Raw genomic sequence first — 13,549 nt, forward strand, 5'->3', positions numbered from 1 at the left:
CGTCCTCAAGGACGCGAGAGGGGCGATGAGGGCGCTATGAGCAGGTTGGATTTCACCGTGAACGTCGACGGGTACCTGGCAAGCAACAAGTACGAGGTCGACGAGGAGAACGCGCACATCGAGCTGGTGGAGGACCCCGACCCGGCGGAGTTCGACAAGCTGGTCATGGTGTGCCCGGCGGCGCTCTACCAGCGCGACGAGGACGGCGCCCCGACGTTCGACTACGCGGGCTGCCTCGAGTGCGGCACCTGCCGTATCCTGTGCGGGGACACCATCATCGCGAAGTGGGCGAACCCGGGCCCCACCATGGGCGTGTCGTACCGCTTCGGCTGAGGGTATGTACGAGAACAAGACAGGTCAAAAGCAAGAAAACCCCTCCGAAGAGGGGTTTTCTGCACGCTTGGAACGGCTTACCAGTTGCAGGGGGCTTCGCCTTTCTCTTGGCGCTCGGACATGAAGATGGTGTCGAGCACATCTTCGTCGTAACCGAGCATCTGGCCCCAGATAAGGCCCGGGAACTCCTCATGCAGCGTGTCGTAGTCGAACCCCAGCTTCTTTAGAGCGGCGATGTTCTGGACTTATCGCCAGCACGATCTTCGTAAAGGCCCCCTCCCCAGCTTTTCCCCAGCCTCAGCTTCGGGCTGGAACAGCCTTAGAACAGGTGGAGCTCGTCGGCGAGCATCTTCTCGTGCAGGATCTCGAAGGTGTCGCGCGCGATCATGTACTCCTCGTTCGTGGGGATGATGAGGATCTGGACCTCGGAGTCGTCGGTGGAGATCTCGCGCTCGCCGCCGCGCAGCTTGTTCTTCTGCAGGTCGAGCTTGATGCCGAGCGGCTGCAAGCCCGCAAAGATCAGGCGGCGCATCTTGTCGCAGTTCTCGCCGACGCCCGCGGTGAGCACGACGGCGTCGACGCCGCCCATGACGGCGATGTACTGCCCGATGTACTTCTTCACCGAGTTCGAGTACATCTCGTAGGCGAGCTGGGCGCGCTCGTTGCCGTTCTCGGACGCCTCGCGCACGCTGCGCAGGTCGTTCGACACGCCCGAGATGCCCAGGAGCCCCGACTGCTTGTTCATCAGGTTGTTGACCCCTTCGGCGTCCAGGTTCTCGTGCTCCATGAGGAACGGGACGACGGCCGGGTCGACCGCGCCGCAGCGCGTGCCCATCATGAGGCCGTCGAGCGGCGTCAGGCCCATCGAGGTGTCGACCGCCACGCCGTGGTCGACGGCCGACATCGAGCAGCCGTTGCCGAGGTGGCACGTGATGAGCTTGAGGTCGTTGAGCGGCTCGTCGAGGAAGGCCGCCGCGCGCTCGGCGATGTAGCGGTGCGACGTGCCGTGCGCGCCGTACTTGCGGATGGAGTACTTCTCGTACATCTCGTACGGCAGCGGGTACATGTACGCCTTCGGGGGCATGGTCTGGAAGTAGGAGGTGTCGAACACCGCCACCATGGGCTTGCCCGGCATCTGCCGCTGGCAGGCGTTGATGCCCATGAGGGCCGCCTTGTTGTGCAGGGGCGCGAGCTCGGCGAGCTCGTCGATCTTGGCGATCACGTCATCGTCGATGAGCACCGAGCGGTCGAAGTACTTGCCGCCCTGCACGATGCGGTGCCCGATGGCGTCGATCTCGTCAAGCGACTCGATGGCCTTGGTGGGGCCGGAGATGAGCGCCTCGAGCACGAGCGCCATGGCGTCGTTGTGGTCGCTCATCTTGGCGTCGATGACCACCTCGTTGTCATCGAGGCCGTGCTTGTGGAACGCCTCGGCCGAGCCGACGCGCTCGCAGATGCCCTTGGCGAGGACCGAGTGGGTCTCGACGTTGATGAGCTGGTATTTCAAGGAAGATGATCCTGCATTGATTACGAGTACGTTCAACGATCCGCCTCCCTTAGAACGAGTTGTATCCCGTTATTCTACGCTGTCGCCAGAGGCGGCCCCGACCGTGGGGAGACACTTTCGGCGAGTGGCGACCGCCGAGCGCGCAACCCCTCCGCGCCAGGCGGGCGTCAGCTTTCGCGCCAGGCGGGCGCCAGGCATCCGGGCCGAGCCTCCGCCGGGTTCCCGCGCAAGCTTCCGTCAAGCCCTGCGGGCATTCTCCAATCCGAGCCGTGCCTCCTGTCGAGCGCCTGCCGGCTTTCGCGCGGGGCCGTTACTCAGCCGCGGGGCTGCCGTCGTTCATCTGCGCGCCGCCGAGCACGTGGACGTGGATGTGGTGCACGCTCTGACAGGCGTGGTCGCCCGTGTTCACGAGCGTGCGGAAGCCGCCCTCAGTCACGCCCTTGATCTCGGCCACCTTCGCCACGGCGCCGAAGAGGCGCCCCATCTCCTCCGTGGGGATGTCGTCGGCGATGTTGTCGTAGTGGTTCTTCGGCACGATGAGGGTGTGCACCGGCATCATGGGGCTCACGTCGTCGAAGGCCAGCACGTCATCGTCCTCGTACACCTTCGTGCAGGGGATCTCCCCCGCCACGATCTTGCAGAACAGGCAATCGTCCTTGCGCATGGTTCTCTCTCCTTTTCGTTGGTTGCCTTTGGGTTGCTGCGGGCACGTTGCCGCAGGTTAGCTGTCGTAGGTCAGCTGCCGCAGGTCAGCTGCCGCGGGAAAGCCGTCGCAAGCGGGCTGCCCGCAGGTGGTCGCCTACGCCTTCTGGAGCGTGGTGTCCTGCGTCGCGTCGTCGGGCGCGGGCGCAAGCTCGCCCATGAGCACGTCGACCTGCTGCTCGGCGGCGTCGAGGCGCTTCTGCAGCGACGCGAGCAGGGAGACCCCGCGCGCGTAGCTTTCCAGCGACTCCTCAAGCTCGAGCGTGTTGGACTCGAGCACGTTCACGACGCCTTCGAGCTCGGCCATGGCCTGGCGAAACGTCAGCTCCTCGACCGGCTTCAATTCCTCATTCATCGCTATCCTCCCATGGTTCCAGCGCCGTTGTGATGCGCTGCGTGCCTACTACCTTGCAGTTGACGACGCCGTCGGAGACGGTGAGCTCCACGGCGTCGGACGGGCGTACGTCGTCGACGGACTTCACCACGCCCCCACGCTCGTCGCGCGCGATGGCGTAGCCGCGCGCGAGCACCGCGAGCGGCGACAGGTCGCCCAGGCGCGCCGCCATCATCGACACGTCGCCCGCGAAGCGCTGCGGCAGCGCCCGGCCCTGGTAGCGCAGGCGCTCCTCGAGCGCGCGCGTGCGCTGCCCCTCGCGCTCGCCGAGGCGCGCAAGCGAGCCGGCGAGCAGGGCGCGCATGCCCTCGAGCGTGCGGCGGTCGGACGCGATGGCCTGCGGGAGCGCCGCGTGGAGACGCCCGGACAGCTCGTCGAGCGCACGCGCGTCGCCCTCGAACAGGCGCATCGGCTCGCGGAAGAGCGGCAGCGCCGCCATGAGCTCCACCCGGCGGCTCGACGCGACCACGCGCGCCCGCTCGCGCGCGGCGAGCGCAGACGCGAGCGCGTCGAGGCGGGCGCGCACCTCGGCGCCCTCGGGCGCCACGCCGGCGGCGGCGTACGTCGGCGTGGAGGCGCGCACGTCAGCCACCATGTCGGCGATGGAGGTGTCGGGCTCGTGCCCGATGCCCGTGACCACCGGGACCGGCATGTCGGCGATGGCGCGCGCGAGGCGCTCGTCGTTGAACGGCATGAGGTCCTCGAACGACCCGCCGCCGCGCACCACGAGCACCACCTCGGCGCCCGCCATCACCACGCGCTGCATGCCCTCCACGATGGCCGCCGGCGCACCGGCGCCCTCGACCGGCACGCCGGCCAAGAGCACGCGCGCGAGCGGCCAGCGGCGGCGCAGCGTGCGCAGGACGTCGTGGACCGCCGCGCCGCGCGGCGACGTGACCAGGCCGACTGCCTGCGAGTACGCCGGCAGGGGCCGCTTGCGCTCAGGCGAGGTGAGCCCCTCGGCCGCGAGCTTGCGCGCGAGCTCGGCCACCTGCAGGCGCAGGTTGCCCTCGCCCGCGAGCGCCACCGAGAACACGTCGAAGTTCATGCGCCCCTTCGCCGCGTAGAGCGTGAAGCGGCCGGTGAGCTCCACGAGCGCGCCGACGCGCAGCTGCACGCCCGCGGCCTGGTAGCGGTTGTTCCACATCATGCACGGCAGGGAGGCGCTTCTGTCCTTCACCGTGAAGTAGACGGCCTTGTAGCCCGGCTTGTTGGAGACCTCGGACACCTCGCCGACGAGGCGCACCACCACGCCCTCGAGCGCGCCCTTGGCCAGCGCCACCGCGCCCGAGACCGAGAGAGCCTCCTGCCGCTCGCTACTCCTCACGCTGGCCGAGCAGCCACAGGAGCTGCAGGATCGAGGTGAGGGCCGCCGCCACGTACGTGAGCGCGCACGCCTGCAGGACGCTCGCGGTGCCGCCCTGCTCGGCCACGGGCGCGCCGACGTTGGCCAGGTACGCCTTCGCGCGCCTCGACGCGTCGAACTCGACCGGCAGCGTGACGATCTGGAAGAGCACCACGACGGCGTACATGATGATGGCCAGCGTGGTGAGCCCCGCGATGTTCATGATGATGCCGAGCATCAGCAGGAAGATCCACGCGTTCGACGCGAGGTTCACCGCCGGGACGAGCGAGCCGCGGATGCGCATGGGAGCGTACCCCTCGGCGAACTGGCAGGCATGCCCCACCTCGTGGCAGGCCGTGGCGATCGACGTGATAGACGTGCCGCGGTAGGCGTCGGGGTCGAGCGTGATGGAGTTGTCACGCGGGTCGAAGTGATTCTGGTCGGGGCCGCCCATGCGGATCTCCACGCCCGACACGCCGTGGTAGGACAGCATGTGCTGGGCCATCTGCGCGCCGGTGTACCCGCTCGCCGAGCCCACGCTGCGGTACTTCTTCAGCTGGTGGTTCACCCACCACGTTGCCCCCATGCCGATGACGAGCGTCACCACGATGAGGGAAAGGTAGCTCATGGACATCATGCGTCTCACTCCTTCTTCGTTCAGTCAAATTGCTCAGAGGGCATTATATCCGACAGACGTACGAAAGATGTACCACAGGTGGAACACCGTCAAACATTCGCAACCCGCGCTGCCGCAGCCGCGCCATGCCTGCGCCGTCGCAGCCGCGCGGGCCACCCGGGGCGCGTCGCCGCAACCCGCACGCCCACGCCGCGTCGCCTTCCCCCTACGACTCCCCCACGCGCGTCACCTTCACGCCGCCGCCCTCGAGGCTCAGGGAGACCTTGCCGGCCAGAAGGTCGAGCAGCTCCTCGCCCACGATGGCGCGGCGCCACCCGCGCAGCACGTCGACGTCGGTGTGCCCGCGCGCCACCTGGCAGAGGTCCGCATGGCTCGCGAGCGTCTGCATGGCCACGCCGTTCTCCCGCGCGCGCAGGCGCACGACGGCGTTCATGAGGTCGAGCTCCGCGTCGACGTTCGGCTCGTTGCGCGACGAGCGGTCGAGCTCGGGCCACTCGTCCTCGGGCAGGGCGTACGCCTTCTTCATGAGGCCCGCCACCGTGCGCGCGTCGCGCGTGACGAGGCGCTCGCGCACGCCGCGCACCATGAACAAGTCGTCGATCGTCGCCGCCTCGCGCTTGCACACCTCCACGATCTGCTCGTCGGTGAGCACCCACTTGCGCGGCACGTTGCGCCTTCGCGCCTCCACCTCGCGCCACGCGGCCACCTCGCGCGCCGCCGCGAGCTGCTTGCGCGAGAGCTGGTTGCCGCGCTTGAGCCTGCGGAAGCGCTCGCGCGGGTCGCTCTCGTAGCGCGCCGGGTCCACCAGGTCGTCGAAGTCGCGCTCGAGCCAGCCGAGGCGCCCCTTCTTCTCGAGCGCCTCGGTGAGGACGCGGTGGACCTGCGGCAGGTACACCACGTCATCGGCCGCGTACGCGAGCTGGGAGCCGGACAGGGGCCGGCGCGACCAGTCGGTGAACGAGTCGATCTTCTTGAGCGACACGCCGCAGGTGGCGCTCACGAGCGCGCCGTAGCCGATCTGCTGGGTGTGCCCGATGAGCGCCGCGGCGATCTGCGTGTCGAACACCGGGTGGGGCAGCATGCCGATCTCGCGGTAGAGGATCTCGAGGTCCTGCCCGCCCGCGTGGAAGAGCTTCAGGATGGACTCGTCGGCGAGCAGCTGGGCGATCACGCGCAGGTCGCGCACCGCGAACGGGTCGATGACGGCCACCTCGCTGTCGGTCGCCATCTGGAGCAGGCACAGCTTCGCGTAGTAGGTCTTCTCGCGAAGGAACTCCGTATCGATGGCAAGAAGGGAAGAAGACCTCGCGCGCTCGACGAACGCCTCGAGGCTTTCCTGGTTCGCTATGTACACCGAGTTGTTCCTAACATGATCACAGTTTGTAGTACCATGCCATTGTAGCTTGGGAAAGGAAATCTGTGAAACTGCTCGTGATAAATAACCTGGCTTCCGGCTTCGGCGAGGGCGCGGTCTACGACTTCGTGCGCTCGTTCTCGGCCGACGGCGACGAGGTGACGATGCGCTCCACGGACGGCAGCTCGGATCTGCGCACCTTCCTCTACGACGCCGAGGACTACGACGCCGTGGTGGCCGCCGGCGGAGACGGCACCATCGCCACGGTGACCTACCTTCTGGCCGACACCGGCATCCCGGTGCTCCCCTTCCCCGCAGGCACCGCCAACCTGCTCGCCATGAACCTCGCCTCGCCCACCGAGCCGCACGCGCTCGCCAAGATGACGCGCGAGATGCGCTGCATGGACTTCGACATCGGCGAGATCGAGCTCCCGAGCGGCGAACACTGCGGGTTCTCCATCATGGCGGGCGCCGGCTACGACGCCACCATCATGAAGGGCGCCGCCGCGGGCAAGAAGCTCCTCGGCCCCATGGCCTACTTCACCTCGGCCGTGGCCAACGCCACGCCCCAGCACGCCACGTTCACGCTGAGCATCGACGGGCACGAGGTGAAGAGCTCGGGCGTGGGCGTGATCATCGCGAACTTCTCGAAGATCCAGTTCGACCTCTCGCTCGTGCACGAGAACCTCCCGCGCGACGGCGCGTTCGACGTGGTGGTGCTCAACACCAAGGACGCCTTCGGGCTCATCCCCGCCCTGATCGCGTGCGTGCTCGACCGCTCGGGCGAGTTCCCCGGGCGCACGGACGCGCTCGAGATCTACCGCGGGCGCGAGATCACCGTCGAGGCCGACCCGCCTCTGGTGGTGCAGTACGACGGCGAGGTCACGAGCCGCACCACGCCGTTCGCCGTGCGCATGCTGCCCAAGGCGGCGCGCTTCATCGTGTCGGAGGAGTGCTGCCGCGTGTTCGCCGAGGCGTGAGGGACGCGGGGGGCGCGTGGGCGCCGAGCGCCCTTACGTCCGAACGCGGGTCCCAAGCGCGGGTTCCGAGCACCTGAGCGCCTAAGCGCCTAAACGCGGGCCCCAAGCGCGAAACCCGAACGCGAAACCCGAACGCGAAACGCCTGATCACCCGAATGCGTAACGCCCGTTCACCAGAGCGCGGGGGCGCCCGAACGCCGTGCGTTCAGACGCCCCCGCGTCGCGCAAGCCGCTAGGCCCGGTCGTCGAGCGTGCGCTCCTTGACGGCCTGGCTGGCCTTCCAGCGCGCCAGGTTCGCGTTGTAGCGCATCTGGATGAGCTCGAGGATCACCGCGAACACCATGGCGAAGTAGACCATGAGCTTCTCGAGGTGCATGTCGAGCACCTCGATGCCCGTGGTGATGCCGGCCGCGTCAAGCACGAGCAAGACGCCGATGGCGGTGATGAACACAAGCGCCAGAAGCTTCATCTCGACGTTGCGGTTGATGAAGTCGGCGATGAAGTCGATGAACACCATCATGACCACGATGGCCACGATGACGGCGATGATCATGATGATGAGGTGCTCGGCGAGGCCCACCGCCGTGATCACCGAGTCGATGGAGAACACGAGGTCCATCACCATGATGGTGCCGACGGCCTGGGGAAGCGTGAGCATGTGCAAAAGCGCGTGCACCTCGGAGCTCTTCGCCTTGATCTCGGTGAGGCGCAGCGCGTCGAGGAGCTCGACGATGCCCTTGTAGATGAGGTAGGCGCCGCCGGCGAGCATGACGAGGTCGCGGACGGAGAAGCCGTGTGAGAAGTCACCCAGATCGAGGGTGAACAGCGGCGTGGTCATGTGCACGAGCCAACTGGCGAAGCAGAGGAACAGACAGCGCATGACGAGCGCGCCGGCCAAGCCGAGCTTGCGGCCGATGTGCTGCTTGTCCTCGGGCAGGCGGTTCGTGGTGATCGAGATGAACACGATGTTGTCCACGCCGAGCACGATCTCGAGGAATATCAGGGTGATGAGGCTGATCCAGGCCTCGGGTGTCGCGAAGATCGAGAAGTCCACACGCGCTCCTTTCGGTTTGCTTCCACAAAAAAGACTCATGGCGCAAAGCCGATGATCCGTTGCGTCATCGATTCTGCGCCATGAGTCTCGTTGATTAAGATGCGCCAGACCGCTTGTTGCCCAGGTGCAACCGTGCTGCCATGATGTTGAACGCATCGCGCTGTTTCGCGCCAACTACTCCCCCATGGAGTGCGTTCATGCTAACAGAGGGCAGAGTCGGCCGCAATGCTATAATCGGCGGAGTCACAAAATATTACAAGGAGTTTGCATGGCATTCCAGCTTCCCTTTGACTTCATGCGCGAGCCTGCGCGCGCGCAGCGCCCACGGGCCGCCGCGGCGCCGCTGCCCGGCTTCGAGAACGAGAGCATCCGCTACTTTGACGCGCCGGCGCTCTCGCGCCCCCTTGAGATGCCGCAGTCGGTGCGCGCCGGGGCGCTCGCCGGCATGCTCGTGGCCGCGGTCATCGGCGGGATCATCCTGTTCCAGTACTTCGACGCCATCGTGAACGCGCCTGCGCGCGAGCAGGCGGCGCTTGAGGAGAACCTCGCGCGCGCGGTGCCCGTCGAGGTGCCGGCGATCATGTCGTTCATGACGATGAGCGACGAGGAGGTGATGGGCGCGCTCAACGCGTCGGGCGCCACCCTGTACGAGCGCGTGGCGCCGGGCACCTCCGAGGACGGCAGCTTCGAGGTCATCAAGCTGCCCGAGGGCGTGACGGTGGCCGACGCGGGCGCGATGTACGTCGCCGGCATCGACAACCTGGGCGCGGCCGACGCCGTGCGCCTGCTCAACGGCGCGTGGGACCTCACCGTGAACCACACGAACGGCTCGCTGGTGCGCGTGCGCTACGCCGACTTCACCTCGCTGTCCGTCCAGGAGGCCGTGCAGAGCGCCATCAACGCCGCCGGGCTCGGCGAGTGCGCCATCGACGACTCGGGCGTCGACGAGTCGGGCAACACCTACGCGGCCGGCGTGATCGAGAGCGAGGGCAACGTCTACAACTGGCGCGTGTCCGCCCTGCCGCTCTCCGAGATGTACGACATCAGCGGCGTCCCCGAGACCGCCAGCTACGTCGGGATCAAGCTGACGAGCGCATAAGGGAGAAGGGCGCGCTCGCTGCCAAAGCGGCTGGTGGGCGCTTCGGGCTGGCGCTCCCCCCGCCGACGTTCATCGTCGAAGCGGCGGCGAGCGCTTCTGGTTGGCGCTCCCCGCCAAAGTTCATCGCCGAAGTGGCGGCGAGCGCTTTTAGCCGGGGCTCACTGCCGAAGCGGACAGCGAGCCCCCTGCCCGCCACCCGCTCGAACCACCAACAAGAGGTATATACGATTCCCTAGCTGGGAAACGGGAGTTGAGACTACGTGCTCTTTCGCCTATATCCCACCGATAACGCCTTCTTTTCGGTCGCCTCTCGTTGGGCGCGAAAAGGAGTTTCGGCAGAAGCTTCTGCCGAAGCGGACGATGCGGGTGCGAAGCCCTGAGCACCGACAACGCCCTATTTCCATCCACGATTCTGGGAAGCTGGATGGAAAACGCCCGTTATCGGCGATCCGAGCCCCGAAAACCACCGACAACGGCGCTTTAGCATCCACTTTTCTCGAAAAAGCACCGATAACGGCCTTGTTTCATCCAGAATCACCTGAGAGGTGGATGGAAAAATGCCGTTGTCGGTAACGTTCTCGGTAGCGCCGTTATCGGTAACGTTGTCGGTAGCGCCATCGTCGGTAACTGGATTGAGGACGCGCCTTTCGGTTTCTGTGCCACCCGCACTCCCCGCTAATGCTTCTTTTCCCTCATGCGAAAACGAGGCTCCCGCTCATGAATCGGGAGTCCTTCGAGTTTCGACGCAAAGCAAAACAGCCCCGAGGAATCCCTCGGGGCTGTAAGATAGACAATGGAGCGGACAACGGGGTTCGAACCCGCGACCCCCACCTTGGCAAGGTGGTGCTCTACCAGCTGAGCCATGTCCGCATGTTAAGTTGTCAAAGCCGAATGGAGGCGACGCCCGGATTCGAACCGGGGGTGAAGGCTTTGCAGGCCTCTGCCTTACCACTTGGCCACGTCGCCATTTTCAAGCTTGCCGTCATATAAGAGGCTGGCCAAAACGTAAGCCTGACCAGCCTCAATGTGACAATGGAGCGGACAACGGGGTTCGAACCCGCGACCCCCACCTTGGCAAGGTGGTGCTCTACCAGCTGAGCCATGTCCGCGTCGCGAAGAGATATATTAGAGGAACTTAAACTCTCATGCAAGCATTTTTTTCAACTTTTTTACGAACGCCCGCCGAGGGTTGGTTGCCAAGGGTTGGCCAAGGGTTTGCCGAAGGCTGGTTGTCGAGGGCTGTTTGGGTTGGTTGCCAAGTACTATGCAACACCGTGCTGAGCAATTCAACCTGCGAGCGCCTGCCGAGGCGCACGCAGCACGCACCAGCTCGCACGCGGCACGCACCGGCTCACACCGCGCCCCAGCTCGCATTGGCCGACATGCGCGCCAAGGGCAGCAAAATAGCGGCCGCAAAGCCGCTTTGAGTTCAATGGTGGGCGGTACAAGATTTGAACTTGTGACCCCTACCGTGTCAAGGTAGTGCTCTCCCCCTGAGCTAACCGCCCACGTATGTGGTGTGTGTCGCGTTTCCGCGTCAGCGATAGATTATTTTAGCAGAACCAAAATCCATGGCAAGACCTCATTTTGAAAAACTTTCTCCCTACGCCGAGATGCGCCAAGTCCCCTGATGCGCCGTCCCAACCCTGCCTCACGCCCATGAACCAAAGTGACGGCACGAATATACTTTCGTCCGTTCTTCCAACGCCCCAAGACGCATAAAATAGAATGGGAAACGACGGAGCGCCCGAGCAACGGACCCAAGCAACCGAGCGCCCGAGTAACGGACCCGAACAACGGGCCCAAATGGCGGGACACCCGAGCAACGGAGCACCCCTCCGAGAACGAGCAGACAGAAAGCGAGAGCATCCTGTGATGAACAACGCAGATGCAGCAGAGAGCCTATGGAAGAGGCGATACGACGACCTCATCGGGTTCACGCAGTCGCTCTCCTGGTTGGACGATCGGGCCGACTTCTACAAGGACCTGGCCTGCAACCTCAAGAGAATATCCGGGGCAGACGGCGTGAACATACGACTGCTGTCCCCCGCGCAAGACACCTTCGTCCTCTACGCCTTCTGCGGGGACGTGGAGGCAGGCGCCATGCAGGAGTACGAGTTCCTCTCGGCAGGCGCCGGAAGGATGCCTCGCCTGATCGAGACAGGGCAGCCCATCGTCTTCGACTTCGCAAACCCCGCAAGCGACGACATCGACTGGGACCGCGGCGTTGACGACGGCTTCTCATGCGCGGTGATCGTCGCGCTGCCCGGGGCGCACGGGATGCTGGGGGCTGCGGACTTCCTCTTCCACAGCCCGCGAAGCTGGACGCCCGACGACGTCGACTGGCTGAGCAGCCTCGGCAAGTTCGTCGGCGCGATCGTCGGCAACGCGCTGCTGTCGGACAACATGTTCAGCCTGCGCGTAGCCGAGGAGCGCCGCAGCCTCTCGAACGAGATCCACGACAACATCGCGCAGTCGATCAGCGTGATCTCGCTCGAGGTCGACAGCGCGCTCGATTCCCTCAAGCACCACGACGACGACACGCTCACGCGCAACCTCGACCTGCTCAAGAGAGCCAGCGTCGAGGTGGAGGCCGTGGTTCGGGGCGAGCTGGACAACCTCAGGATGAACGCAGGCTTTGGCGGAACGTCGACCATGGCTCAGCTGACCCAGATGATCGAGGCCTTCTGCACGCGATGGGGGCTTGAGCTCGAGCTGACGACAAGCGATGGCATCGAGGGCCAGGTCATCCCGCAGCGCACCATGTCGCAGCTGACGCGCGTCGTGAACGAGGCGCTCGTCAACGTGATGAAGCACGCCCAAGCGCACCGCGTGCTGATCGCGCTCAAGGCGAAGGACGGCGGCCTCGAGATATGCGTCGAGGACGACGGGGTGGGATTCGACGTGGAAGGCATCAGCCCGTCCCATTTGGGGTTGAGGATCATGAGGGAGCGCCTGGAGAACATCAACGCCTCCCTTGAGATCACGTCCTCCCCCGGAGGGGGAACGCGCTTGACCATGTCCATCCCCTACCTTATGTGAGCAGGGTCGCTTGGCGAAACCGCTTGACAGAACCAACGTCCTCGTAGTGGACAACCATAGCCTTTATCGCGAGGGCCTGGTCGCGCTCTTCGAGAAGTGGGATGACTTCGACGTGATAGGCGAGGCGACCGACGGTGCCGAGGCCATCGAGTTCTGCCGCCATTGGCCGCCTGACGTGGTCCTGATGGACCTCAAGATGCCCTGCGTTGACGGCATCGAGGCGACGCGCGTCATCTGCGCCGAGAACCCCGGCATCGCGGTCATAATCCTCTCCGTCCACGCCGAAGAGCAGAGCGTCATAGCGTCGATCCGCAACGGCGCGCGCGGGTACCTGCTGAAGAACACCCATGCCAAGCGCCTGCACAGCCATCTGAGAAACGTCGTCAAAGGCGCGAGCGCCTTGTCAGACGAGGTGTCCGCCATCTGCCTCGAGTACATCAGGCACATCCCGCGGGAGCATGCGCACGCCTTCCCTCGCCCTGAGCCGGACAACCTCACCGACCACGAGAAGCAGCTCATCCGCCTGCTCGCCATGGGGTATTCGAACCGCGACATCGGAGAGCGCCTGTTCATCGGCGAGGGAACCGTGAAGAAGCAGGTGAGCTCCATGCTCGCCAAGCTCGGCCTGGAGAACCGCGTGCAGGCGGCGGTGTATGCGCTGAGAAGCGGGATCGCCGAATAGGCCCTCAGGGGGAACTTTCGTTCCCGAATCATACCTGACAGTTCTCCTTGTCCGTGCCGAAAGACGGTTTCGGGCGGGCACTGCTTTTCCCTAACCTTTACCTCGTAACCGGCTGGACGCATTCGGCGCCCAGCCCCAAAGCACGAACAAGGAAGAGGTGAGGAGCGTGCCGCGTTTCACGAAGGACACCAAGCTGAAGGTAATCGTCGACGATCCCGAGGCAAGCGCCATCCTGCAGGAGTGGTTCCCGATGGACCTGCATGGCTCGATGGTGAAGATGGCCTACGGCATGTCGCTGGAGAAGTGCTTCAGCTTCCCCCAGGTGAAGATCACCGACGAGGAGAAAGAGCAGATCTACCAGCAGCTGGCCGATCTTGGCTAAGCGGTTTCGCTGATCGGGAAGATGCGAGCGGACGTCGG

Annotated in this window: 13 protein-coding genes and 4 tRNA genes; 6 read left to right on the top strand and 11 right to left on the bottom strand. The window is 65.3% G+C overall.

The window, feature by feature from the left end:
* Positions 1 to 36: 36 nt before the first annotated feature.
* On the top strand, positions 37 to 333 hold the full coding sequence (locus HRL41_RS04860) for a ferredoxin family protein (RefSeq protein WP_172135803.1): 297 nt from the start codon (positions 37 to 39) through the stop codon (positions 331 to 333).
* A 319-nt stretch (positions 334 to 652) separates the two neighbouring features.
* Here HRL41_RS04860 and HRL41_RS04865 read toward each other — a convergent pair whose 3' ends face one another.
* From HRL41_RS04865 to rnd, 6 genes are all read right to left on the bottom strand, one after another.
* Entirely contained in the window at positions 653 to 1,876 is a 1,224-nt protein-coding gene (locus HRL41_RS04865; protein ID WP_172135804.1) for an acetate/propionate family kinase, read from the bottom strand.
* Positions 1,877 to 2,150: 274 nt separating this feature from the next.
* Positions 2,151 to 2,504 carry a histidine triad nucleotide-binding protein gene (locus tag HRL41_RS04870; protein ID WP_172135805.1) on the bottom strand — a complete coding sequence of 118 codons (354 nt, stop codon included), beginning with the start codon at positions 2,502 to 2,504 and terminating at the stop codon, positions 2,151 to 2,153.
* Positions 2,505 to 2,639: 135 nt separating this feature from the next.
* Entirely contained in the window at positions 2,640 to 2,897 is a 258-nt protein-coding gene (gene xseB, locus HRL41_RS04875; RefSeq protein ID WP_172135806.1) for an exodeoxyribonuclease VII small subunit, read from the bottom strand.
* Positions 2,890 to 4,263: an exodeoxyribonuclease VII large subunit gene (xseA, locus tag HRL41_RS04880; RefSeq protein ID WP_172135807.1), complete on the bottom strand. Its 1,374-nt coding sequence runs from the start codon at positions 4,261 to 4,263 to the stop codon at positions 2,890 to 2,892. The genes xseB and xseA overlap by 8 nt, the downstream gene beginning before the upstream one ends.
* Positions 4,253 to 4,918 carry a zinc metallopeptidase gene (locus tag HRL41_RS04885; RefSeq protein ID WP_172135808.1) on the bottom strand — a complete coding sequence of 222 codons (666 nt, stop codon included), beginning with the start codon at positions 4,916 to 4,918 and terminating at the stop codon, positions 4,253 to 4,255. Before HRL41_RS04885 ends, xseA begins: the two co-directional genes overlap by 11 nt.
* 205 nt (positions 4,919 to 5,123) lie before the next feature.
* A complete protein-coding gene (rnd, locus tag HRL41_RS04890; RefSeq protein ID WP_172135809.1) occupies positions 5,124 to 6,272 on the bottom strand; it encodes a ribonuclease D in 1,149 nt (382 codons plus the stop codon).
* A 65-nt stretch (positions 6,273 to 6,337) separates the two neighbouring features.
* Here rnd and HRL41_RS04895 point away from each other — a divergent pair, with 65 nt between their 5' ends.
* Entirely contained in the window at positions 6,338 to 7,252 is a 915-nt protein-coding gene (locus HRL41_RS04895) for a diacylglycerol kinase family protein (RefSeq protein ID WP_172135810.1), read from the top strand.
* A gap of 232 nt (positions 7,253 to 7,484) precedes the next feature.
* On the opposite strand, the gene HRL41_RS04900 is transcribed toward HRL41_RS04895, so the two are convergent.
* Positions 7,485 to 8,306 (bottom strand): TerC family protein, encoded by an 822-nt coding sequence (locus tag HRL41_RS04900; RefSeq protein WP_172135811.1) that lies wholly within the window; start codon positions 8,304 to 8,306, stop codon positions 7,485 to 7,487.
* 268 nt (positions 8,307 to 8,574) lie between these two features.
* Between HRL41_RS04900 and HRL41_RS04905 the strand changes: the two genes are divergently transcribed.
* Positions 8,575 to 9,405, top strand: a complete 831-nt coding sequence (locus HRL41_RS04905) for a teichoic acid transporter (protein WP_172135812.1) — start codon at positions 8,575 to 8,577, stop codon at positions 9,403 to 9,405.
* A 794-nt stretch (positions 9,406 to 10,199) separates the two neighbouring features.
* On the opposite strand, the gene HRL41_RS04910 is transcribed toward HRL41_RS04905, so the two are convergent.
* The 4 genes from HRL41_RS04910 to HRL41_RS04925 all read right to left on the bottom strand — a co-directional run bounded on the left by HRL41_RS04910 (position 10,200) and on the right by HRL41_RS04925 (position 10,913).
* A tRNA-Gly gene (locus HRL41_RS04910) sits at positions 10,200 to 10,275 on the bottom strand.
* A gap of 22 nt (positions 10,276 to 10,297) precedes the next feature.
* Positions 10,298 to 10,371: transfer RNA gene (locus HRL41_RS04915), tRNA-Cys, on the bottom strand.
* A 67-nt stretch (positions 10,372 to 10,438) separates the two neighbouring features.
* A tRNA-Gly gene (locus tag HRL41_RS04920) sits at positions 10,439 to 10,514 on the bottom strand.
* 324 nt (positions 10,515 to 10,838) lie between these two features.
* Positions 10,839 to 10,913: transfer RNA gene (locus tag HRL41_RS04925), tRNA-Val, on the bottom strand.
* A 367-nt stretch (positions 10,914 to 11,280) separates the two neighbouring features.
* Between HRL41_RS04925 and HRL41_RS04930 the strand changes: the two genes are divergently transcribed.
* The 3 genes from HRL41_RS04930 (at position 11,281) to HRL41_RS04940 (ending at position 13,511) form a co-directional block, all read left to right on the top strand.
* On the top strand, positions 11,281 to 12,447 hold the full coding sequence (locus HRL41_RS04930; protein WP_172135813.1) for a sensor histidine kinase: 1,167 nt from the start codon (positions 11,281 to 11,283) through the stop codon (positions 12,445 to 12,447).
* 46 nt (positions 12,448 to 12,493) lie between these two features.
* Positions 12,494 to 13,129 (top strand): response regulator transcription factor, encoded by a 636-nt coding sequence (locus HRL41_RS04935; protein WP_172135814.1) that lies wholly within the window; start codon positions 12,494 to 12,496, stop codon positions 13,127 to 13,129.
* Between the two features lie 166 nt (positions 13,130 to 13,295).
* Positions 13,296 to 13,511: a hypothetical protein gene (locus HRL41_RS04940; RefSeq protein WP_172135815.1), complete on the top strand. Its 216-nt coding sequence runs from the start codon at positions 13,296 to 13,298 to the stop codon at positions 13,509 to 13,511.
* Positions 13,512 to 13,549 lie beyond the last annotated feature (38 nt).

It is taken from the genome of Adlercreutzia sp. ZJ473 (genome assembly GCF_013185065.1).
In the GTDB taxonomy this organism is placed as follows: Bacteria; Actinomycetota; Coriobacteriia; order Coriobacteriales; family Eggerthellaceae; genus CAAEEV01.